This is a genomic window from Vibrio sp. QJM3NY_39 (assembly GCF_057785895.1).
On sequence record NZ_CM173505.1, the window covers coordinates 2381401 to 2404688 of the forward strand.

Consider the following 23288-nt stretch of genomic DNA (forward strand, 5'->3'; position numbering starts at 1 on the left):
CATCTCTATTAATAGAGATTGCATTTATGCTTGGCTAGTCTACCGACAAGCTTTAGACTGTCAACACATTGATAATATCAAAAGTTTACATCTGGTTATTTTTTAACCACATCAAGAATGGAAGTTACTATGGATCTCGCCTTTGATCGCCAGCATATCTGGCATCCTTACACATCAACGTTAACACCTCTGACCTGCTACCCAGTCACCAACGCAGACGGTGTTTACCTAGAATTAGAAGGCGGAAAACGAATTATTGATGGTATGTCATCTTGGTGGTCAACCATCCACGGCTACAATCATCCAGAGCTCAATGCTGCGGCTCACAGCCAAATCGATAAGGTTTCACACGTTATGTTTGGCGGTATCACCCACCAGCCCGCTATCGATTTATGTAAGAAACTGCTGAATTTGGCGCCAAGTAATCTAGAACACGTATTCTTGGCCGATTCAGGTTCAGTGGCCGTGGAAGTTAGCCTGAAGATGGCACTGCAGTACTGGCATGCTAAAGGGCAACCTCGTTCAAAGTTCCTAACGCTAAGAGATGGTTACCACGGAGATACCTTCGCGGCGATGTCAGTGACCGATCCGGATAACTCGATGCATAGCCTTTACAAAGGCTTTTTGCCTGAGCATATTTTCGCTGATTCGCCAAAAACTGGCTTTTGGAATGAGTGGAATTCAAGTGACGTCAATAGCTTTCGAGAGAAACTCACAGCCCATCATGCAGAGGTTGCCGCCGTAATCTTAGAGCCTATCGTTCAAGGCGCTGGTGGCATGCGCATCTACCACCCTGAGTTTCTAAAACAAGTTCGCTTACTGTGTGATGAATTCAACGTATTACTTATCTTGGATGAGATTGCGACCGGATTTGGCCGTACGGGGAAACTGTTCGCTTGCGAACATGCCGATGTTAAACCGGATATCTTATGCGTAGGTAAGGCGCTAACTGGTGGCTATATGACGCTGTCAGCGACGCTTGCGAGCAAAGAAGTCGCAGACACCGTATGTGGCGGTGAAGCAGGTTGCTTTATGCATGGGCCAACCTTTATGGGCAACCCATTGGCTTGTGCTGTGGGTGCAGCAAGTTTGTCCATCATCGAGCAAGGCCATTGGAAAAATCAGACTCAACAGATTGAACAACTCTTTTCTGAATTGCTACCACCGTTGCGAGAGCACGAGCTTGTCAAAGACGTTCGTTGGTTAGGCGCTATTGGCGTTGTTGAGACTCACACGCCTGTGGATATGGAAACCATCCAAGCTCACTTTGTTGAACAAGGTGTTTGGATACGCCCGTTTGGCAAATTGATTTATATGATGCCTCCCTTCATTAGCAAGCCTGAACATATCGAACAACTTGTAAACTCTATCGATTCCGCCCTCAAAAATCCCTTATTATTTCAATAATAGTTTAAAGGTGATCGGCGCTAAAAGCAGGCCACCTTATTAATGAATCTAACTAACAAGTCCAATTTATCTATCACTCACTCGTCCAGATACAAGCTAGAAATGATTTTAATCCTTACAACAAAAATAATTATGAAAAGAGTGTTAGCTGTTGGATAAATGGCCGTCATAAAATAACGAGACTTTTTAACCCTCTAATTTTATGAAAATCTATATCTCTTGTTTTTTTGTTTTTTTATCACTGTCTTTTGCATGTGCTGCATCTGAAATGATGCTTACTCCCAGCCAGACAGACTACTTACATACAAAGAAAACGATTGTCATTGCTAAGCCTACCCACTTGTTTAATCACGCTTGGGAGGAGGTATTCGTCAGTCAAAATAAAGGGAACTCTACCGAAGTAATTAACCTTCTCGAGCAAAAGCTTAACGTTAACATTGAAATAAAAGAGTACTTTTCGTCACGCGCTCTACTTGATGCAATAGTAAAAGGAGAGGTCGACTTTACACTCGGTTATGCCGAAACACGTGAACGAACAGAACAGTTTATCTTTTCGAACACTTTATACAACGTACCTAACGTTTTTTGGTTCCGAGATAAAACAGCTCAAACTAGTTCGAAAAAAGACCTTAGATGGGCGTGTATTCGTCATTCATTGTTTTGTCAGATAATTAGAGACTTGGGTTTCACCAAAATATTAATGGTAAACAGTACATCCGAACTATTTACAGCACTCGCAGTTGGTACCGCTGATGGGCTTTGTTGCGTAATTAAATTTATAGATAGAGCTACCCCATTTCGTGTGTTTCTTAGTCAATACGACAAGTTTCAGGCATACCTAACCCAGTAAGCTTGTTCAACGCTTTTATCATCGCGTAAGTCTCACCCACCTGCGCATTGTAATGTCTTAAGCTCAATCGTCCTCCTAGTAACTGTTTAACTCGATACATCGCTGTTTCTGATAGTGAACGTCTGTGGTACCCATACCGCTCTTTCCAATACTTATTTGAGCCGTATAACTTCTGGCAACCCACGGCGAGGTTTCGAGGATGACCACGCTCCCAGAAGGCTGCCCCTTCTCTTGGGGGAATAAGCGCAATGGCTCCCTTACTCTTAATAGCAGCATGACACAATCTCGTGTCGTAAGCTCCATCACCAGACACCTCAAGGATACTTCGGCGTGTTTGTTTCAGTAAGTTCGGGAGGACTTCTCCATCTGTAACCGTCGATAAACTTAGCTCGGCTGCGATAATTTCATGAGTGCTTGTATCAACGGCAATATGCAGCTTTCGCCAAACTCTACGCTTGCCATCTGTCCCGTGTTTTTTGACTTTCCATTCACCTTCGCCATAAACCTTTAGGCCAGTTGCATCAATGGCCAGGTGCTGTATTGCTCCTCTCGCTTTAGTCTTAAATGAGACCTCAACTTGCTTTGCTCTACGACTGATGCAGGTGTAATGCGGACAACTTAATGGAACATGGGCAAGCCTAAATATTGAGTCGATAAACCCTTGCAGAGCTCTCAGTGGCATAGAAAAAACTCGTTTCACCATGAGCGCTGTCGTGATAGCTAAATCGCTGAACCGACGTGGCCTCCCGCGCTTACTCTGTTTGCTTTGCGCCCACCCGTTTATTGCCTCTTCATCAATCCAAAAGGTCAGAGAGCCACGGTTAATAAGTGATTGGTTGTATTGCTTCCAGTTGGTTGTTTTGTAACGAGGTTTAGGCATAGAGCTACGAGAAGGAGTGAACGTAGCTGATCAGATCGTAGGCTCTTGATTTAGTTCCATTGAATTACGCAACAAAGCCCCGCTGATGTGACAGTCATCGATTTAACGTCGGTCCAAAGTTATTACTCCGTTGTGACACCTGGTGAATGGCAAGGCACACTTTCATTTTCAAAGGATCTGCCTCCATTCCCCGTTCAAGTATTAATGAGTAAGGAAGCAGTTCAATTAAAAACAATCATTGACACATTACTTGAACATAAACTCAAAGATATTAACCAAATATCCTCAAACTATTTCTACCATTTTTATGATGACATAGTAAATCAAGTCATAAAAAGTCAATATGGGGATCGAACTATTCGGTACACTGTTTGTGAAAACATCTACCCCTATTCATATTTTGACCCAACAACACAAAAAACGACCGGATTCATTCACGACGCATTCACTCTTATTTCAAGAAAGCTTGGCGTGAATTTTGAATATGTTCCACCCAAGGATAAAGACGTCATTGAAATGCTACGCAATAGAGAGGTCGACTTTCTACCTAGTTTCGCGGTAGGAAACCAAAGTAATAATGAGTTTATTTCTAGCGACCCATTTATGACGCTTCAATGGGCTTACATTGCAACAAACCAAAATGTGAAAAAGAAAAAAACAGCCATTCTTGATAGAACTGGATATTTTATACAGAAAAAATCATTGGGATTAGATTTCAATGAAGCCGTCATATATCAAGATATAGAAGATCTAGTTAAAGATATGAGTAACGGGAAAATAACGCACGCTTACATCCCGCAGAGTATTGCGAATCTGTACGTTTACAATGGATATACCGATATATTTCACATCGTAGCTCAAGAGAGTAAAGCCGCCTTGAGGAGAGATATCGGAGTAATCTTACATCAAGATTCAACCTTCCTTCAGAACGTAATTAACTCCGCTATTTCTATGACTACACAAAATGAAATAGATCATCTAAACCTCAAACACCACAACATTACAGCCCAATACGGTTACAGCGAAGAACGTATCGTTCTTTACACACTGGCATCTTCTAGTTTTATTTTCGTTCTCATTGCTTATGGATTGATCAAAACCAGACGTCTTTCTATTTCGTTAAGCAAAGCAAAACAATCGGAACAACAAAGTTATGAGCAAATTCAATGGCTAATGACATTGCTAGACAGCTTACCAAACTTGATATCGATCCATGACCAAAAAAATAAACTTGTTTTGTCCAACAGTGCATTTAACAAACAGAGAAATTTATGTTTATTGGCCGATGAAAGACCAGAATCTTGTTGGCTTAAACAAGCCGAAATCCAAGATAAAAACACGATAACGTTAGGAGTCTGGACGAAAATAAAGTGCCATTGCAGTGGACAAGAAAAACATTTTAGAGTGATTCGGCAACATATTATGGATCGCTCAGATGGGAGTTGTTACACAATCACGGTATTGGATGACTTAACGAGATCGGAAGCTCAACAACGTGAGTTAGAGATTTCACATACAAAAGCTCAAGAAGCCATCAAAGCTCGTGATTTGTTCCTAGCGATTGTCAGTCATGAACTGCGCACGCCGATTGCCGCCATGATCGGACTAATGGAATTATTAAGTACCAAAATTGAATGTAAAGACAATATGGAACTGTTGTCGAATGCTCAGGTATCTGCAGAGCGCCTAAAATTGCTCGTCAGTGATATCTTAGATATTTCAAAAATGGAGGCTAATCAACTTCATTTAGAATCAAAATTCAGCAATATCTACCAAGAACTATGCCCAATTTTCAGGACTTTTGAAACACATGCACGACTGAATAACCTCAACTTCAAACTGGATTGGAAGATAGGAACGATTTACTCAGCAAGCTTAGATTGGTTAAGAGTAACGCAAATACTCAACAACCTACTCAACAATGCCATTAAATTTACAGAAAGTGGCTTTATTCTCATTAACGTCATCGTAGCCGAGCGTCAATTACACCTATCTATAACTGACACTGGTTGTGGTATGTCTAAACAGCAAATTATTCGCGCATTCCAACCATTTGCTCAAGGCGATCATAGTATTAGCCGTCGCTACGGAGGCACAGGGTTAGGCATTACCGTGGTTCAACGCTTGGTAACGATGATGAACGGTGAGTTAAAGATTGAGAGCAAGCAAGGGTTAGGAACCAAAATTTCAGTCATCATTCCTATAGAGGCAAAGTCTGAAATAATAATTCCATATGATGAAATCTACACAGAAGATCGTGAAATATTGAAGTGGCTTGAAGCTTGGGAAGTTCCTCACCAAAATTACAACGAACAAAATACAATGAATATCGTTAGATCTAACCAATGGCAAAATCTATACCCTGACCATTTATTATCAACAATAACACCTAGTGGCTCGCTAACCCTTGATACAAAAAATAGGTATCAATTCGAGGGCAATGTACTGGTAGCCGATGACGATCCAATCAACCGGTTATTATTTGCTAAGCAATTAAATCAATTCGGACTCAACACCTTCATCGTTAAAGATGGACAAGAAGCACTCGATATTTTGAAACTAAAGATTCAAGTAGTTGACTTAGTTATCACCGACTGCCACATGCCAAATATGGATGGCTATGAGTTAACCAAAATAATCAAATCCTCGCCGGAGTTATCCCATTGTCCTGTTATTGGTTGTACAGCGGAAGACTCTAAATTAGTAGTCGAAAAAGCTGAGCGGGTTGGTATGAACCTGGTGATTTACAAACCTTATTCTTTTAACGAATTAGCACTTGCTCTAAAACAATCACTTCCAGCAACTAGCATAAAGCAACAACCCAATCAGCCATGGGCAGAAGATTACTCAGAAGACGAACAAAACCAGATGGCGACCGTGATACTAGAATCATTCACGGCTGATAAATCGATGTTACAAGGCGAAAAAGAGAATGTAAAAGAAGTATCCCATCGTATCAAAGGCTCCGCTGGTTTACTTGGTTTGACGGCACTTTATCGAGCAGCAAAAGACTGCGAAAAAGATCCGAATAACGCTAAAAAATTAACAATATTAATTGATGAGCTAACTAGGTCGATTGAATCGACTTCTCTCGTACTAAAAAGGCCAAACCTATAGTGAAAGTGTTGATCGTCGAAGACTCATTGCTCCAAGCAACATCAATAGAAATCTTGCTAAAACGCTACGAAATCAGCAAAATATATACCGTTTCAAATGGCGAAGAAGCAATCAATATGTGTCAGATTCATGATTTTGATCTGGCTTTTTGTGACTTGAAAATACCGCAAATTGACGGCGTATCTCTGTTAGCATCACCGCAGGCTGTAAGATCTATTAAACGGGTGGTTATCTTAAGTGCTATGCCACATTCGGTATTAGAATCCACACAAAATATGTGCGTTTTGATCGGTTATCAGAATGTTGAAATTATTTGTAAGCCAATCAGAGATTCGCACATTAAACGTTTATTTTCATCTTATGCCTTATCAAAAACAGTAATTGAGATACAAAGTGCCCCTGTCGTTTTGAATAACAAACAGGTTCAATTAGCATTCGAAAACAACTGGTTTGTCAACGCGTACCAAAGTCAACACAACGTAAATGAAGCCAAAGTCGTTGGAGTAGAGTTACTCGCTCGTATCATGCACCCTGAATTTGGGCTAATCGCCCCGAGCCACTTCATGGAAGTTATTCGACGCTTGAATTTACTCGACCAACTATTTTACACTGTTTTGGAACAAGGATTGAAAGATATATCCATACTTCAGGAACCATTAAGCTTTTCAATTAACATTGAGCAATCAACACTTCGAATCGATGTGGCAGATAAAATAATACGCTTGTGTAACCGCTACAATATATCCCCCTCGTTACTTACGTTAGAGATAACTGAACATGAAACTTTTTTACTTGATGCTAATTGTTACAAGAACATAGCTAAATTAAGTATGTACGGCATCGGCCTTTCTATAGATGATTTCGGCACAGGTTACGCATCATTATCGCAACTCTCAAATTTACCTTTTACGGAATTAAAGGTAGATAGAAGTTTTGTATACAACATTAGTACTAATAAAAAGCACCAAGTACTAACTAAAGCCTGCATTAATTTAGCCAAAAACTTAGGACTGTCATGTATTATCGAAGGTGTTGAGCAACAACAAGACTATGATTATCTTTCTTCAATTGGTATGACGAAATATCAAGGCTACTTCACATCCAAACCTGCAAGTTTTTCCGAGTTAGTCTCTCAGAACGATTTAAAATAATGATGTTCAATCAACTGAAAGTCCTTGTTGTCGACGATGCGCCAATCGTGCTTTCTACGATTCGCAATATGTTGATTCACATAGGATTCTCTGAAAAATACATATATATTGCTTCATCGCCAAAAGTCGCAATATCACTCGTCAATGAAACACCCTTTCATGTCATCATTTGTGATTACAACTTTGGGGTTGGTATGAATGGTAAGCAGTTATTTGAAGAACTAAAACAAACTCAGAAGTTAAAAGATGATGGCGTTTTCATACTTGTCACCGGAGAAAACTCGGCACTTTCCATTAGGCCAATAATTGAATTACGTCCAGATAACTACCTTTTGAAACCGTTTAATCGTGAAACCTTAAAATTACGAATTATGGCATCAATTCGTAAAAAGAAAGCGCTGGAAGAGATCTATAAGGCCGATCGAGAGCATCTTTATCGAGATGGCCTTGATCATTGTGAAGCTCTATCGCATTTTCATCCAGAATACTTCTCTACAATCGAGCAGTTCAAAGGCCGTTTTCTCTCTAAACTCAAACTGTTTGACGCAGCTAAAGTGGTGTATGAGAGTATGATTATAAGAGGTAATTTCGACTGGGCACAGGCAGGTTTGGCGAATAGCTTAGCTAACTTAGGACAACTTACCAAAGCTAATCAAATCATATCAACACTGATTGAAAACGCACCAAGCAACACTTTGTATCGCGATGAAGCAGCTCAAGTAAGCTTGATCAGTAATCGAATACCAGCTGCAATAGCTCACTTTAAGCTAGCCAGCAAATTAACGCCCGGAAACTCAGACCGTGAACTAGCTATTGCCAATTTGTGTCTATCTGTCAACGACTCTGAAACTGCGCTTAGGCACTACCAGAATTACATCCACTTCAACAAAGAGACGTTCCGCGACAACGTATCAATGAAACTTAATCACATTCGGTTTCTTTTATATTCCGTTTCCGATGATATTAAAAAACAAGAGAAACTCGAACAGGTTAACTCCATTTTGAGTAAAGTTAAGAAGGAACTGACTCCTGAAATTGATTGTGATTTGGCATTGATAGATGCACATATGTATTTTGATAAAAAAGAGTACAAAAAATCTATTGATATATTATCTGACCTACACGACAGTAACCCATTCACTGACTTTTCAACCATTTATCATCATGCCTGGTTACTCGATAAGATGAGTGGTGAGCGCGAGTTTGGAATAACAATCCAACGAATTGGAATTTTAATCGTTAGGAGCGAAAGTTCGGTGATCATATCAAGTCAAATGACCATGTTAAATGAACTGAAAAGTCACAATGAACGAAAATTGCAATGGTTAAAAGCACAAAATATTGTTTTAGAAGATACCCAATCAAGCCATAAAGCCCTATTAACAACATACTTGAACATTCAGAAACGCGCGCCGCTGATAAAAAAAGTGTGTATGAATATTGTCAAGTTACTTACTCTCGCTTGGCCAAGTTCCTTGGGTTCACAACAAGTGAACGCGATTATTAGCGAATGTAACGATATCATCCAACAACTTTACACTACACAAGAGTTACAAGATATGCAGTATTCGCGTATCTACGACAAAGCTAAATCAATGTGTGCCAACATAAGAAACACTACGAATACCTATCGATAATAGATTTCTTTAGGTTCTTGAAATTTAGATAATAAAAAAGGCTTTGCCATCACAGCGAAGCCTTTCAAATATATCTAGCAAATTAGGTCGTCCAACATTAGATCAAACTATATTGGGTTAACCCATATCGAATTAACCGATGTGCGTTACGCCGCCCATGTATGGTTGAAGTACTGTTGGGATAGCAATACGGCCATCTGCTTCTTGGTTGTTCTCAAGAATAGCAACCATAGTACGACCAACAGCAAGACCAGAACCGTTTAGTGTGTGTACAAGTTCAGGTTTCTTCTCGCCTTTACGGCGGAAACGAGCTTGCATACGACGCGCTTGGAAATCCCACATGTTTGAACAAGAAGAGATTTCACGGTAAGTCTCTTGTGCTGGAACCCATACTTCTAAGTCGTAAGTTTTCGCAGAGCCGAAGCCCATGTCACCAGTACATAAAATCACTTTACGGTAAGGAAGCTCTAGAAGTTGAAGTACTGTCTCAGCGTGACCTGTTAGCTCTTCAAGCGCTGCCATTGAGTCTTCTGGCTTAGTAATTTGTACTAATTCAACTTTGTCGAATTGGTGCATACGGATAAGACCACGAGTGTCACGACCGTAAGAACCCGCTTCAGAACGGAAACATGGGGTGTGAGCTGTCATCTTAAGTGGCAGTTCAGCTTCATCAGTAATCGTGTCACGAACCATGTTCGTTACCGGTACTTCTGCAGTAGGGATAAGCGATAGCGTCTTAAGAGGTACATCACTTACTTGCTCAGTTAGCGGGCTTGTGTGGAACAAGTCTTCGCCGAACTTAGGAAGTTGACCAGTACCGTATAGGCTATCGTGGTTCACTAGGTACGGTACGTACATTTCTGTGTAGCCGTGTTCATCAGTGTGAAGGTCCAGCATGAACTGAGCAATAGCACGGTGTAGACGTGCGAATTTGCCTTTCATCACGATGAAACGAGAACCAGAAATTTTAACTGCGCTAGCAAAATCAAGACCGCCAGACATTTCGCCAAGATCTACATGATCTTTCACTTCGAAGTCGTAAGTCTTAGGTTGACCCCAACGAGAAACTTCTACGTTGTCGTCTTCATCTTTACCGTCTGGCACTTCTGCGTCAGGTAGGTTAGGAATCGACATTGTGATCGTTTCTAGCTCAGATTGAAGCTCAGCCAATGTTACTTTAGCTTGGTCTAGTTCTGCGCCTAAGTTGCCTACTTCAGCAAGGATACGCTCAGCTTCTTCATGGTCGCCTTTTGCTTTCGCTTGACCAATGGACTTCGATCGAGAGTTACGTAACGCTTGCAGCTCTTCAGTTTTCATCTGAAGGGACTTACGTTTTTCTTCAAGTTCACGAATTGTCTCTACATCAAGGGTGAAGCCTCGACGTGCTAATTTTGCCGCTGTTTCATCCAGCTCAGCTCGAAGTAATTTAGAATCCAGCATTGCTAATCCTATGCTTTAGTTATTTGAATATTCAGTAGATTGCTACTGAATCACTGCTAAACCCCTAAAATTGGTGCTATTTCGACCAATTTCAAACGATTTAATTGAATTTTTATGACTAGGTAACGATATCCAAAAAAGACTACTTTTCATAGCGTTTTTGTGGGCTTTTTGCGTCCAAATCCGCCAGATAATCTAGCTTCTCGCCAATTTTAGTCTCTAAGCCTCGTTTTGTTGGGAAATAGTATTGCTTCTCTCCCATTTCAGGGGGCAAATACTTTTCGCCAGCTGCGTAGGCACCAGGTTCGTCATGAGCATAACGGTATTCTTGCCCGTAGCCCATGTCCTTCATCAAAGTTGTGGGTGCATTTCGTAAGTGATGAGGAACTTCATACTCAGGCAGATTGTGTGCATCCGTTAACGCTTGCTTCCAAGCGGTGTAAACGGCGTTACTCTTTGGTGCACACGCGAGATAAACAACCGCCTGTGCAATAGCACGCTCCCCTTCGGCAGGACCAATTCGAGTGAAGCAGTCCCAAGCGGACATTGCGACCTGCATTGCTCTTGGGTCAGCGTTGCCAATATCTTCAGAAGCAATCGCCAGCAAACGTCTTACGATATACAAAGGATCACAACCCGCAGCAATCATTCTTGCTGACCAATACAACGCTGCATCAGGGTTTGAACCGCGAATCGATTTGTGAACAGCGGAGATCAAGTCGTACCAAATATCGCCCTTATTATCAAAGCGAGCGACTTTCTCCCCTGCTACCTCAGCCAGCAACTGTAACGTTATCGCTTTCTCGCCTTTGTCGTTGTCTTCTGCCATGTCATACAGCAGCTCAAGATAGTTGAGCGACATACGTGCGTCACCGTTGACCAGTTCAGCGAGGCGATCTAAGACGTTATCAGCAAAATCAGCCGTCACATCACCCAGACCGCGCTGTTTATCTTCAATAGCCTGGCGAATGACGAGAGAAATATCATCGGTATTAAGCGAAGTCAGCTTGTAAACACGCGCACGTGACAACAAAGCGTTGTTCAATTCAAAGGATGGATTTTCTGTGGTCGCGCCGATAAACGTAACCGTGCCATCTTCGATATGAGGTAAGAACGCATCTTGCTGACTTTTGTTAAAGCGATGGACTTCGTCCACAAATAGAATCGTTCTACGCCCTGCTTGTTTGTTTTCACGCGCTTTTTCAATCGCGATACGAATGTCTTTTACGCCCGAAGTTACCGCCGATACGCGCTCAACTTCAGCATTGGCATAGTTTGCTGCTACTTCGGCTAACGTGGTTTTACCGGTGCCCGGAGGCCCCCATAAAATCATCGAGTGAATATGGCCCGCTTCCAACGCTCTACGAAGTGGTTTACCTGGGCCTAATATATGCTGCTGACCGATGTACTGTTCGACAGTTTCAGGTCTCATACGAGCAGCAAGGGGACGAAAATCTTCGTCCCCCGCAAAATCTAAGCTGTAATTACTCAATTGCAATCTCTTGATTCGTTGATGGCATCTGTGCCTATCGACGTACTACCAAATGATCTGCTTCATTAGATCAGTTTCTTTGGTCGTCGACCTCGACACCTTCCGGTGCCACAAAAGTAAAGCGGTCTGCTGCAGGTTTACCTAAGTCAACATTGCTAAAGGTAAACTCACCTTTCTGACCGTCTTGCTCAATCACATTAAAACCCTGAACAATGCCCTTTTCAGTGATCTTAATCTGGAAATCGCCCTGATTAGAATCCACAGCTGTTGACGTTAGCGTAAATTGGTTACCCGTTTGTGCGACATTGTAGTTGTCCCAATCGCTTTCTTGGTTACGAGTCAGCAAGACAAAAGGTGTTTGTGATGTTGCTTGCTCTTGCCAGTAAATACTAACCTGCTCAATGAACGGGCTGTAGTACCACAAACTTTGACCATCGGATACCAACACGTTTTCATCAGGGAAAGTCGTTTCCCAACGGAATAAGCTTGGGCGTGCAATCTCAACCGTGCCCTCGCCTTCCATCACAACATCACCATCAGGGCTAGTCACGACTTGTTTAAAGTCGGCGCTAAAACCTGCATTCAATGACAAGCGGCTACTCAGTTCTTCTTTCGGAGAAGCCAATACTGAAAAGCTCATAAATAAAAGTGCGAATACTTTTTTCATCAATAATCCTGTTAGAACATAAGTCGGTCATATTTTCGATTTGACCGACTTAATAGTTATGAGTTCCGAATGGAACTAATCTTTTGGTGGCGCTGGCGCTAAGACTTCACGGTTACCGTTATGGCCCGGAGTACTCACAATGCCTTGAGCTTCAAGCTGCTCAACAATTCGTGCCGCGCGGTTGTAGCCAATCTTGAATCGACGTTGCACGCCAGAAACTGAACCACGACGTGAATGGACAACGTGTTCTACCACTTGATCAAACAGTGGATCGACTTCTTCATCGCCTTCCATCTTCTCACCCGGTAACAGTGTTTCCGGGGTTTGGTCGCCGTTCGTAATCTCTTCAATATAGTTTGGCTTACCGCGTGCTTTCCAGTTGTTCACTACCGCGTGTACATCATCATCAGATGCAAACGCACCGTGTACACGAGTTGTGTGGCTTGAACCCGGTGGTAAGTACAACATATCACCCATACCCAATAATGATTCTGCACCACCTTGATCAAGAATAGTTCTTGAATCCGTTTTGGTTGATACCGTAAAGGCAACACGTGTTGGGATGTTTGCTTTAATAAGACCAGTAATAACATCCACCGAAGGACGCTGAGTGGCTAAGATCAAGTGAACACCAGCCGCACGCGCTTTCTGCGCCAAACGTGCAATCAGTTCTTCCACTTTCTTACCGACTACCATAATTAAATCAGCGAATTCATCGACGACAACCACAATATAAGGCAGTTTTTCCAACAATGGTGCTTCAGGGTCCATGCTGTCGCCCGGCTTCCATAGTGGGTCATGGATTGGGTGACCCGCTTCCGCGGCCATCTTCAATTTGTCGTTGTAGCCTTTGATGTTACGAACACCTAGAGCCGACATCAGTTTGTAACGACGTTCCATTTCACCTACACACCAACGAAGGGCGTTAGATGCATCTTTCATGTCAGTCACAACTTCAGACAACAGATGTGGAATACCTTCATAGATAGATAATTCCAACATTTTCGGGTCGATCATGATGAAGCGAACATCTTCTGGTGATGCCTTGTAAAGCATACTCAATATCATCACGTTTACACCGACAGACTTACCAGAACCGGTTGTACCTGCAACCAGAACATGTGGCATCTTCGATAGGTCAGCAATAACCGCTTCACCAGCAATATCTTGCCCTAGAACAACGGTCGTTGGGGACTTCGCTTCTTGGAACTGAGGGCTACCCACCACATCGGAGAAGAATACGGTTTGACGGCTCATGTTCGGCAATTCTAAACCGACATAAGGTTTACCCGGTATTACCTCGACGACACGCACTGCCAATGCAGAAAGCGAACGAGCTAAGTCCATAGAAAGGCCAGAAATACGGCTTACTTTGACGCCCGGAGCCAGATCGAGTTCGAATCGAGTGATGACAGGACCAGGGAAAATATCAACCACATCAGCTTTAATCTTGTAGTCCGCTAGCTTCGATTCAACAAGACGAGCGATCGCCTCTAGCGCATCGCGGTCAATAAAGGTTTCGCGTTTTTCAGGGTGGAACAACAACTCAAGCGTTGGCAATGGTTCGGCCGGTTTCGGTAAGTTAACATCTTGCTGTACCAGGAACGGGTTTTGTGTCGCTGCCATGTTCGCTTGTGCTTCAGAGACAAGGCTTTGGAAGGCTGCTACATCTTGATCTTCGTGCTGAGGCTCTTCTTCGATTACTTGTTCCCAAGGAAGATCAACCGTTGGCTCTTGAGTTTGTTCGTTTGATTGCTCAAATTCTGAATTATTTTGTTGGTTAACTAAAGACTCAGGTTGCTCTGCATTATCTTCTTCAGTCGATACGGACTCGAACTCTATAGACTGTTCATAACTTTGTTCTTCAGCCACATCAAACGGTGATGCTTGTACTGAGAAATCGTTTTCACTTGCTTCTTCTAGTTCGCCCATTGGCGAAGCGTATAACGATTCAGGTTGAACATCTTCCGTATCGAATTCGCTCTCAACTTCTGGAGTGCGATCAACTTCTAAAGTGCTATCGACTGCTGACTCAGCACTTTCAAGGCCAATATCAGTAGGGACAACTTCTGGTTGGTCGTTCTGCATGTATTGTTGGTACGCAGCCTGAGATTCGTGAGCATCAGTCTGATCTTGCTCAGCAAGATCATCTTCATACATAGCGGCATTTTCTAGCTGCTCTATCGTCGCATTCAACTGCTTCGAGCGCTCAATACCTTCTTCTAAAGGTTCTTCTGGCGCGTGGTAAACAGGAGCGACAGAGATAGGTTGCTCTGGTTGAATTTCAGGTTGAACTTGCGGTGCTTCATAAGTAGAAACCTCTGGCTTAGCTGGAGCCTCTACTGGCATATGAATATTGTAATGACGCTTCGACGTTGCACTGTTGTCCAACGCATTTACGCCAGTGTCTGAAGAGTCGTTGGTCGCAGAGAAACTCATCGCAGGGTCGAGCTGATCTTGTTCTGCTTCTTTATACCCTTCTATAGCCTTACCTTCGATAAGATTATCTTCTAACGCAGGGACATCACGGAAAGTCGGCTTTTGATGACGTTCCGTTAGAGAATCTCTGTCTGTCGATTCTTTCAATTCAGGCTCAAGTAGCTCTTGATCTTGGCCACGAGCCTTATTAACAGCAGATGTGAAAAATTTAATGGCACATTCGCCTAGCCATTCCACAATACTTAACCAAGAAATTCCGGTTAATAGCGTCAAGCCAGCTCCCCATAAGAAAAGAAGAACTAGCGTACTACCGAGAACATTTAACGTGGGAAGCGCAAGGCTTGTTAGTACGTCACCCACGACGCCACCTGACGAAAAGTACCAAATGTCGTCAAAGTTGATATCGGCTAGACCGCAACTAGTAAGAATAAGGACCGTAAGGCCAAGTAAGCGAGTACCCCACAGCATGAAATCGATCTGCTCGTCTTCATTACGTTTACGGAATAATACCCACGCAGCAACCGTTACCAAGATAGGTAAAGGGTAAGCCAAAGAACCAAACACAAAGAAAAGCGTATCCGCCAACCATGCACCTAGGTAGCCACCCGCATTTTGAATGTCACCACCCCACGCCGTTTGCGACCATGATGGGTCTGCAGGACTAAAAGTTAATAACGCAACGGCAAGTAGAATAGAGAAGAGAACACCCATAATCAGGCTGCACTCTTTTAGACGTTGAGAACCATTCAAACGAGGAGACTGAGGCTCTTCACTCGTTTTAATGATTGTTTCTACTTTATTACTGCTCTGCTTGAACATAAACCAACTTAATAATTAAACGGAATAAAACATCTCGAGCGACCAAAGCCGCCCGTTTCAATGAAACTACTGTTGATTTAACCATATCAAACAGAAAAACCCAATTCCAGAAAGCAAGAAAGCGGAACAAATGTCCGCTTTCTTTCATTTCACCAATTGTGATTAACGAGTTTTAATCACAAGTTGATTGGTTTGTTTCACTTCTTCCATTACAACGTAAGTTCGAGTGTCGTTTACGCCCGGTAGACGAAGTAACGTATCACCCAGTAGCTTACGGTAAGCACCCATATCCGATACACGTGTTTTTAGAAGATAGTCAAAATCACCCGACACTAAATGACACTCTTGGATGTCATCCAGTTTCTGCACAGCGGTGTTGAATTGTTCGAACACATCTGGAGCACCACGGTTCAACGTAATTTCAACAAACACTAAAAGTGAAGCATCAAGATACTGTGGGTTCAGCAACGCTGTGTACCCAGTAATGTAACCTTGACGTTCTAAACGACGAACACGCTCAAGACATGGAGTGGGAGAAAGTCCTACTCGTTTTGAGAGTTCAACGTTTGAGATACGACCGTCTTTTTGCAACTCATTAAGAATGTTGCGGTCAATACGATCTAGTTCCTTGGACGGCTTCTTATAATTGTCTGCCATTTTTTATTCCACCTTATTACTTCCTTGCAAAAAAATATACTACAACTTTTTAATATTCGGTATCAAATTCTATCTAAACCTATCTATACTAGATATTAATTCGACAGAATTACCCTACACATAGATAAAACAACCATAATATAATGAGGAGTCAGGATGATCATTGGCGTACCGAAGGAAATCAAGAACCACGAATACCGCGTTGGTATGACCCCAGCTAGCGTGAGAGAACTAATCTCACATAGCCACCAAGTTTTTGTTGAAACCAATGCCGGTACTGGTATCGGTTTTTCAGACGATGATTACATCGCTGTAGGCGCATCCATTCTTCCTACTGCTGCTGACGTTTTCGCGAAAGCAGAGATGATTGTAAAGGTTAAAGAACCTCAAGCTGTCGAGCGAGCTATGCTTCGTGAAGGGCAAATATTATTTACCTATTTACACCTTGCACCAGATTTTCCACAAACGGAAGAGCTAATCAAGAGCAAAGCTGTCTGCGTAGCCTATGAGACTGTAACAGATAATATGGGTCGCTTGCCACTATTAGCACCAATGTCTGAAGTCGCTGGTCGCATGTCTATTCAAGCAGGTGCACAAACACTAGAAAAATCTAACGGTGGTTGTGGCCTTCTTCTTGGCGGCGTTCCTGGTGTTGAACCAGCGAAAGTTGTTGTTGTTGGCGGCGGTGTTGTGGGTGCTAACGCAGCACGTATGGCTGTTGGCCTTCGCGCAGACGTAACCATTCTTGATCGCAACGTAGATACGCTTCGTCGTCTTGATGAAGAATTCCAAGGTCGCGCAAAAGTGGTTTATTCTACTGAAGACGCTATCGAGAAGCATGTTCTAGAAGCAGACCTAGTGATTGGTGCAGTACTGATCCCAGGTGCAGCAGCGCCTAAATTGGTTACAAAAGATCACATCGCTAAGATGAAGCCAGGTTCAGCTGTTGTTGACGTTGCAATCGACCAAGGTGGTTGTTTCGAAACTTCACACGCAACCACTCACGCAGATCCAACTTACATTGTTGATGACGTAGTTCACTACTGTGTTGCTAACATGCCAGGTGCCGTTGCTCGTACTTCAACTTACGCGCTAAACAATGCAACACTTCCTTACATTGTTAAGCTAGCGAACAAAGGCTACCGCGAAGCACTTCTATCTGATGAAGGCTTCCTAGAAGGTCTTAACGTTATTCACGGTAAAGTAACTTGTAAAGAAGTTGCTGAAAGCTTTGACCTAGAATACGTAGCGCCTGCAGAAGCAATCGCGATGTTTAACTAATGATGTAATGGCTAACTGAACGCAATAACCTTCTCGTTGAAGCGTTCAGTTAACTCATACGCATTAAACAAAAAGCCAGTACGACATTATGTCGCGCTGGCTTTTTTACATTTATAGCTTTGTCTTGTATTTATAGCTTCATTTTTCATTTATGACTTTGCTTTGCTTTTATGAGTTTAAATCGTAAAACACGCAACAGTTCTGTTTACTGATAACGCTCGACTTTAACCCCATGAATCAATAGGTTTCTTGGCGTAATACTGCGTTCACAAAACTCTTCAATCGAAGCTTCATAGCCTTGTTCTTGCAGATAGATGGCACGATCTAAGGCCAACCATATCTCCAATGGGCGTCTAAAGACTTGTTGTACTAAGCTCAACTTCTCCATTTCCCAGAAAAGCGCTTCGCCCTGAACCAAATAAGAGTCAAAATCAATATCTGAACCCAGCGAAATTTTTTTTACTTCAGATGCCCAGCGGCAGAATGATTCAAAACCCTTAGATAGCTCTGATTTCTTCATGCTTGGCACTGGAATGTATTCGTCGATATGACGTTCAGCTTTGAGCAGTTTGCTGAAGCCCAAACGATAACTCATCTCTAGTTGGCGATGTCTCTTTACTCTTTCACCACCAGTGACGGTTTCTTGAAGCGGGATTCTTAAATCACTTTTACTTAGGGCTAATGCAGAGCTTTTCGCGACGGAAGACATGGCTTGGTAGTTTTCACCACGAATAAGATGGTAGCAGCAAGGAGAAATGGTCACTGCAGGAAGCCCATGTGAAACAGATTTCTTCACTAGTTCAACATGAAGGTCGCCACAAGCATGAAGAGCAACAGCATGTTGATTTGAGTTAAACACCCGATCTGCATCTTTTGAAAACGCGTCACCTTGAACAAAGCTCATATCTAGATGTTGAGCATCTGCAATCTTTTGCCCACTTTCACACAGTGACTGTTGCCACTCAAAGCTAGTGACCTTTTGATCTGACTGCTGAGATAAGATTCGACCGAGAAAGCCTTTGCCAGAGCACCATTCAAGCCACTCTTTACCGTGATGGTGATCTAATGAAGCCTCTCCCATCGCCACGATTTGTTGCAGCTTTCTGCCGGGAATACCATCAGCAGTACCACGTGGGAGGTCTAATCCAATCAAAGCCGCATTATCAAACTGGATATTTTGGTTAGCAGCATCTAATCGAGGGAGGAAGCGAGTCAGTTCCTCGACCAAAAGCGGAGGCTGCTCTTTTAACGTTTGAATGCGCTCAATACTCAAACCTTCTAACCAATCGACAAGTGGACGATTCACATCTTTCCATGGTTGATGGTGAGTTTGGCATAGATGAAAAGGCTCCGAACGCCAATAAACTTGGTGCTCTAACAAGAATGAGTCGAGTATTGTAAATCGTGAATGCATGCTTCCCCCTATGATGCGAGGATTGTAGGGGTAAGAGGCTAAAATGGAAAGGAAGGTTACAAATTGAGGTTGTATAAAGACAACCTACCAGCAAGCAAACCACAAATGAGCTTAAATGAAAACGGCCTGTAAACAGGCCGAATTAGGAATCTAGGTAAGACTATGACCCTTAGCGAACAGGTAGGTCGATATCTTTAAACATCTCTTCGATTTCTTCATTCGATTTCAAAGAAATAGCTTGTTCAACCACAGGACGAGTTAAGTGTGGTGCAAAACGCTCCATAAAATCAAACATGTAAGAACGCAGGAAAGTGCCTTTTCTAAAGCCAATGCTTGTGGTGCTAGCACCAAATAGGTGGCTCGCATCAATAGCAACCAAATCAGTATCTTGCTCGTGGTCAATCGCCATACTCGCGATTACACCAACTCCGATCCCCATACGAACATAAGTTTTAATTACGTCTGCATCCGTCGCGGTAAACACAACTCGCGGTGTTAATCCTACTTTGTTGAATGCAGTATCAAGCTCAGAACGGCCAGTAAAACCAAATACATAAGTCACGAGAGAATAAGCAGCAAGATCTTCAATCGAGATAGTTCGTTTTTGCGCAAGTGGATGATCTTTAGTTACGACGATTGAACGGTTCCAGTGATAACAAGGCAGCATAATTGCATCTTGATAAAGGTGCAGCGCTTCCGTTGCAATCGCAAAGTTCGCAGTCCCTTTAGCAACCGCTTCTGACATCTGGCTTGGTGTACCTTGGTGCATGTGAAGCGACACTTTTGGATAACGTGCCGTGAAACCTTTAATCACATCAGGGAGCGCATAACGAGCTTGAGTATGAGTGGTTGAAATATTCAATGTGCCCATCTCAGGATGAGTGTGCTCACCCGCTACTGCTTTAATACTCTCTACACGTGCCAAAATCTCTTGAGAGATACGAATGATATCCTCACCGGCTTGTGTAACCTGAGTTAAATGCTTACCGCTACGTTCAAAAATCTGAATGCCTAGCTCGTCTTCAAGTAACCTAACTTGCTTACTAATGCCGGGCTGAGATGTATACAAACTCTCTGCTGTCGCTGAAACATTTAGGTTATGGTTTAGAACCTCAACAATGTACTTCAGTTGCTGTAACTTCATATCTAACCTCGTAATCCTTTACTCATTTCTGCGCTAACTTATTTGCAAATAGAGCTTTATAGTCTCGTGTAATATAATTAATAGTTATAACGCTTCGAGAACCAAAATGACAGAAATAATGAGTTTTTCTAGCTTAACAAACAAAAACATCACTGACGCTTTGCAACCCACACCTCATTCTCATACATTAGTTGGTAAGTTTTGATTGCCGATTGTGCTCAACAAGAGATAATCAGAAATTGCAATTTACGAGTGCCGATACACAATGGAATCGTGTATCCTCTCAAGTTAGCTATAGAAAACAACAAGCAGACACAAATATATGAATATTGGTTTAATAATCGCCTTAGTCGCCGTTCTTTTGGTGTTGGTTTTAGGCTACAACATCATGCTTCAATACAAAGTTAAGGTAGAAACAGCGAAGAAACAGGAAGCTTCTCGTTATCTAACCATTATTGACGGAACAGAAGAGTTGATTGGCAATGCTCATCACATGCCGTTTAGCCAAGATCTTCTTATATGCTTAAACAATCGAATTCTTGATGCGTTAGAAAACATGTATCAGCTCGATCCCAAAAACAAGCAGCTTGCCCAACGTATTGAAAGCGTAAAACAACAAATCACTCAGCTTAAAGAGAACTACCAAGGTGGTGAAAGTACTACCTTCCGCGTTCCAAGCAGTGACAAACAAGCGATCATGATGCTGAAGCTAGTTAAGCGCCTACGTGATACGGTCCGTAACGAGCACAATAAAGGCCGCTTCGAGACTCAGGCTTATGTGGTTGAAAACGCTCGTTTAGAGACGATTCAAATTCGCATCAACATCGAAAATGTTATCAAGCGTGCAAACGACTCGATTTCTCGCGGACAGCCAGGCACAGCAATTCAGTTACTGCGTAAAGGTATCGACGCATTAGCAACTAAGAACGATTCATACTCTACTCAAGCGAAAGAAAAGCTTCAGCAGATGCTTAACGATCTTGATCAGAAGCGCCAAGATAAAAACGCGCAAGATTTACAACAGATTGAATCTAAAGAGCGTGACGAAGACATGGACGCCCTCTTCGGTCAGAAAAAGAAATGGTAACTGTATAACGCAATACTTAAAGGCCGCTTATTTACATTAAATTAGCGGCCTTTTTTGTAGCTGTTGAATTTCCTTTCTCTGTATAGGGAGATCTCTTGAGCTGTGATAAAATCCCGCATTATCAACAAACTTGCCCTGACCATGTATCAAGAATTATTAGCTCCAATCCACTCTTTTCTTAAAGCTGAAACGCCAGATTCATGGATCGATGAAGCCAAAAAGCCTGAAAACCTTCACATCATTCTACGCGATCACATGCTTTGTGAGCTTAAGGCGGCACAGAGTGCTTTGTTCCTTATCCGCAAGTACGCAGTTGATAAAGAAAGCGCAAAGCAACTGAATGAATGGATTTTGCCCTACGAGCAATTTGCTTACCGTCGTATCGGAGACTTAGAGTCTCTGCGTGGTAAAAGCAACGTATCAAAGCAAATTACAGCGAAAGAAGGCTGTAATTACGGCGCTGACCTGATCGATAAAATGGTATTGCTGATCAAAGAAGAGCTGCATCATTTCTACCAAGTCATGGAATTGATGGTTAAGAAAGGCGTCACTTACCAACCGATTGAAGCGGGTCGCTACGCAAAGGGTTTAATCAAGCAAGTCAAAACTTACGAACCCGATGCTCTAGTTGATAAGCTCATCATCGGTGCATTTATCGAAGCTCGCTCTTGTGAGCGTTTCGCTAAATTAGCTCCATTCTTGGAAGAAGATATGGAGAAGTTTTACGTGTCTCTGCTTCGCTCAGAGGCTCGTCATTACCAAGATTACCTTGAGTTAGCAGAGCAGATCGCAGGGAAAGATATCTCAGAGCGTATTGCTCATTTCGCGCAAGTGGAAGCGGAACTTATCACTTCAGAAGACAGCGACTTTAAGTTCCATAGCGGCGCTCCGGTTTAGACTAGACAAGATAACTCAAGTCCAGACCAATTCAATGCCTCGTACACAAATGAAAAGGCCTCGAACACAAATAAGAAGGCCAGCAATTTGCTGGCCTTCTTATTCGAATAGCTTTCTGATGCAAACCTAAGCTAGCGTACCGTTGATCTCTGCAAGTACAGCGGCAGGGTCTATCGCTTGAGTGATAGGGCGACCGATAACAAGGTAGTCAGAACCTGACTCAATCGCTTTAGAAGGCGTCATGATTCTCTTCTGGTCACCAACATCAGCACCTACAGGACGAATACCAGGAGTTACTAGCTTGAACTCTTGGCCAAGTGCACCTTTCAGTAAAGAAGCCTCTTGTGCCGAACATACAACGCCGTCTAAGCCTGAGTTTTTAGTCAGAGATGCCAAGCGCATCACCTGCTGCTGTGGCTCAAGATCCAAACCAATACCCGCCAAGTCAGATTGCTCCATACTGGTCAGTACTGTCACGCCAATTAGCAATGGACGATCTTTACCATACGGTTCCAAAATTTCGCGAGACGCCGTCATCATGCGCTCACCACCACTTGCATGTACGTTCACCATCCAAACGCCTAGTTCTGCGGCAGCTCTCACAGCTTTTGAACATGTGTTTGGGATGTCGTGGAATTTAAGATCCAAAAATACTGAGAAACCACGTTTATGCAATTCACGAACAAATTCAGGACCAAACAAGGTAAACATCTCTTTGCCCACTTTTAGACGGCAAGATGCTGGGTCAATACGATCAACAAAGGCTAACGCATCCGCTTGGTTATCATAATCCAATGCTACAATGATTTTTTGGTCGTTCATTTCATCTCCTAACGCAGTTAACTTTCTACAAAATATTTATACCAATCAGGCCATAAATAACAGTCATAAAAATGCAGCCCGAAAGCT

At 42.6% G+C, this 23288-nt stretch carries 17 protein-coding genes; 8 read left to right on the forward strand and 9 right to left on the reverse strand.

What is annotated here, in order from left to right; translation table 11 throughout:
• The first annotated feature begins 129 nt into the window (after positions 1-129).
• Both bioA and AC3CHU_RS10545 read left to right on the forward strand, forming a co-directional pair.
• Positions 130-1407, forward strand: coding sequence for an adenosylmethionine--8-amino-7-oxononanoate transaminase (gene bioA / locus AC3CHU_RS10540; RefSeq protein ID WP_488524509.1), 1278 nt, complete (start codon positions 130-132; stop codon positions 1405-1407).
• Between the two features lie 271 nt (positions 1408-1678).
• Positions 1679-2257, forward strand: a complete 579-nt coding sequence (locus AC3CHU_RS10545) for a transporter substrate-binding domain-containing protein (protein WP_488525493.1) — start codon at positions 1679-1681, stop codon at positions 2255-2257.
• Here AC3CHU_RS10545 and AC3CHU_RS10550 read toward each other — a convergent pair.
• The gene (locus AC3CHU_RS10550; protein ID WP_488524388.1) at positions 2217-3137 is read right to left on the reverse strand and encodes an IS5 family transposase; all 921 of its coding nucleotides are present in this window, start codon (positions 3135-3137) and stop codon (positions 2217-2219) included. The genes AC3CHU_RS10545 and AC3CHU_RS10550 overlap by 41 nt on opposite strands.
• A gap of 132 nt (positions 3138-3269) precedes the next feature.
• Here AC3CHU_RS10550 and AC3CHU_RS10555 point away from each other — a divergent pair, with 132 nt between their 5' ends.
• The 3 genes from AC3CHU_RS10555 to AC3CHU_RS10565 are packed head-to-tail and all read left to right on the forward strand — an operon-like array spanning position 3270 to position 9042.
• Positions 3270-6254 carry an ATP-binding protein gene (locus AC3CHU_RS10555; protein ID WP_488524510.1) on the forward strand — a complete coding sequence of 995 codons (2985 nt, stop codon included), beginning with the start codon at positions 3270-3272 and terminating at the stop codon, positions 6252-6254.
• On the forward strand, positions 6254-7405 hold the full coding sequence (locus AC3CHU_RS10560) for an EAL domain-containing response regulator (protein ID WP_488524511.1): 1152 nt from the start codon (positions 6254-6256) through the stop codon (positions 7403-7405). Before AC3CHU_RS10555 ends, AC3CHU_RS10560 begins: the two co-directional genes overlap by 1 nt.
• Positions 7405-9042, forward strand: coding sequence for a response regulator (locus AC3CHU_RS10565; RefSeq protein ID WP_171307789.1), 1638 nt, complete (start codon positions 7405-7407; stop codon positions 9040-9042). Before AC3CHU_RS10560 ends, AC3CHU_RS10565 begins: the two co-directional genes overlap by 1 nt.
• A 132-nt stretch (positions 9043-9174) precedes the next feature.
• Here AC3CHU_RS10565 and serS read toward each other — a convergent pair whose 3' ends face one another.
• The 5 genes from serS to lrp form a co-directional block, all read right to left on the reverse strand.
• Complete coding sequence (gene serS, locus AC3CHU_RS10570) at positions 9175-10482, reverse strand: serine--tRNA ligase (protein WP_488524512.1); 1308 nt, start codon at positions 10480-10482, stop codon at positions 9175-9177.
• Positions 10483-10624: 142 nt separating this feature from the next.
• The gene (locus AC3CHU_RS10575) at positions 10625-11980 is read right to left on the reverse strand and encodes a replication-associated recombination protein A (RefSeq protein WP_241907509.1); all 1356 of its coding nucleotides are present in this window, start codon (positions 11978-11980) and stop codon (positions 10625-10627) included.
• Between the two features lie 64 nt (positions 11981-12044).
• Positions 12045-12641, reverse strand: coding sequence for an outer membrane lipoprotein periplasmic chaperone LolA (gene lolA, locus AC3CHU_RS10580; protein WP_488524513.1), 597 nt, complete (start codon positions 12639-12641; stop codon positions 12045-12047).
• Positions 12642-12716: 75 nt separating this feature from the next.
• Positions 12717-15899, reverse strand: coding sequence for a DNA translocase FtsK 4TM domain-containing protein (locus tag AC3CHU_RS10585; RefSeq protein ID WP_488524514.1), 3183 nt, complete (start codon positions 15897-15899; stop codon positions 12717-12719).
• Positions 15900-16061: 162 nt separating this feature from the next.
• The gene (gene lrp / locus AC3CHU_RS10590; protein ID WP_004734558.1) at positions 16062-16556 is read right to left on the reverse strand and encodes a leucine-responsive transcriptional regulator Lrp; all 495 of its coding nucleotides are present in this window, start codon (positions 16554-16556) and stop codon (positions 16062-16064) included.
• 156 nt (positions 16557-16712) lie between these two features.
• On the opposite strand from lrp, the gene ald reads away from it, so the two are divergent.
• Positions 16713-17837 (forward strand): alanine dehydrogenase, encoded by a 1125-nt coding sequence (gene ald / locus AC3CHU_RS10595; protein ID WP_017107652.1) that lies wholly within the window; start codon positions 16713-16715, stop codon positions 17835-17837.
• A 205-nt stretch (positions 17838-18042) separates the two neighbouring features.
• Here the strand turns inward: ald and AC3CHU_RS10600 are convergent, their stop codons facing one another.
• Both AC3CHU_RS10600 and cysB read right to left on the reverse strand, forming a co-directional pair.
• On the reverse strand, positions 18043-19251 hold the full coding sequence (locus tag AC3CHU_RS10600) for a methyltransferase (protein WP_488524515.1): 1209 nt from the start codon (positions 19249-19251) through the stop codon (positions 18043-18045).
• A 169-nt stretch (positions 19252-19420) separates the two neighbouring features.
• On the reverse strand, positions 19421-20395 hold the full coding sequence (gene cysB / locus AC3CHU_RS10605; protein WP_004734561.1) for an HTH-type transcriptional regulator CysB: 975 nt from the start codon (positions 20393-20395) through the stop codon (positions 19421-19423).
• 322 nt (positions 20396-20717) lie between these two features.
• Here cysB and AC3CHU_RS10610 point away from each other — a divergent pair, with 322 nt between their 5' ends.
• Both AC3CHU_RS10610 and miaE read left to right on the forward strand, forming a co-directional pair.
• A complete protein-coding gene (locus AC3CHU_RS10610; RefSeq protein ID WP_004734562.1) occupies positions 20718-21482 on the forward strand; it encodes a hypothetical protein in 765 nt (254 codons plus the stop codon).
• Positions 21483-21584: 102 nt separating this feature from the next.
• Positions 21585-22379 (forward strand): tRNA isopentenyl-2-thiomethyl-A-37 hydroxylase MiaE, encoded by a 795-nt coding sequence (gene miaE / locus AC3CHU_RS10615; RefSeq protein WP_012604394.1) that lies wholly within the window; start codon positions 21585-21587, stop codon positions 22377-22379.
• 126 nt (positions 22380-22505) lie between these two features.
• Here miaE and pyrF read toward each other — a convergent pair whose 3' ends face one another.
• Positions 22506-23201: an orotidine-5'-phosphate decarboxylase gene (pyrF, locus tag AC3CHU_RS10620; protein ID WP_017078954.1), complete on the reverse strand. Its 696-nt coding sequence runs from the start codon at positions 23199-23201 to the stop codon at positions 22506-22508.
• Positions 23202-23288 lie beyond the last annotated feature (87 nt).

Bases quoted from the DNA above. Each gene is read 5' to 3' on its own strand.
- bioA (WP_488524509.1), top strand. From the start codon at position 130: ATGGATCTCGCCTTTGATCGCCAGCATATCTGGCATCCTTACACATCA.
- AC3CHU_RS10545 (WP_488525493.1), top strand. From the start codon at position 1,679: ATGCTTACTCCCAGCCAGACAGACTACTTACATACAAAGAAAACGATT.
- AC3CHU_RS10550 (WP_488524388.1), bottom strand. From the start codon at position 3,137: ATGCCTAAACCTCGTTACAAAACAACCAACTGGAAGCAATACAACCAA.
- AC3CHU_RS10565 (WP_171307789.1), top strand. From the start codon at position 7,405: ATGATGTTCAATCAACTGAAAGTCCTTGTTGTCGACGATGCGCCAATC.
- serS (WP_488524512.1), bottom strand. From the start codon at position 10,482: ATGCTGGATTCTAAATTACTTCGAGCTGAGCTGGATGAAACAGCGGCA.
- lolA (WP_488524513.1), bottom strand. From the start codon at position 12,641: ATGAAAAAAGTATTCGCACTTTTATTTATGAGCTTTTCAGTATTGGCT.
- AC3CHU_RS10585 (WP_488524514.1), bottom strand. From the start codon at position 15,899: ATGTTCAAGCAGAGCAGTAATAAAGTAGAAACAATCATTAAAACGAGT.
- lrp (WP_004734558.1), bottom strand. From the start codon at position 16,556: ATGGCAGACAATTATAAGAAGCCGTCCAAGGAACTAGATCGTATTGAC.
- ald (WP_017107652.1), top strand. From the start codon at position 16,713: ATGATCATTGGCGTACCGAAGGAAATCAAGAACCACGAATACCGCGTT.
- AC3CHU_RS10600 (WP_488524515.1), bottom strand. From the start codon at position 19,251: ATGCATTCACGATTTACAATACTCGACTCATTCTTGTTAGAGCACCAA.
- cysB (WP_004734561.1), bottom strand. From the start codon at position 20,395: ATGAAGTTACAGCAACTGAAGTACATTGTTGAGGTTCTAAACCATAAC.
- AC3CHU_RS10610 (WP_004734562.1), top strand. From the start codon at position 20,718: ATGAATATTGGTTTAATAATCGCCTTAGTCGCCGTTCTTTTGGTGTTG.
- pyrF (WP_017078954.1), bottom strand. From the start codon at position 23,201: ATGAACGACCAAAAAATCATTGTAGCATTGGATTATGATAACCAAGCG.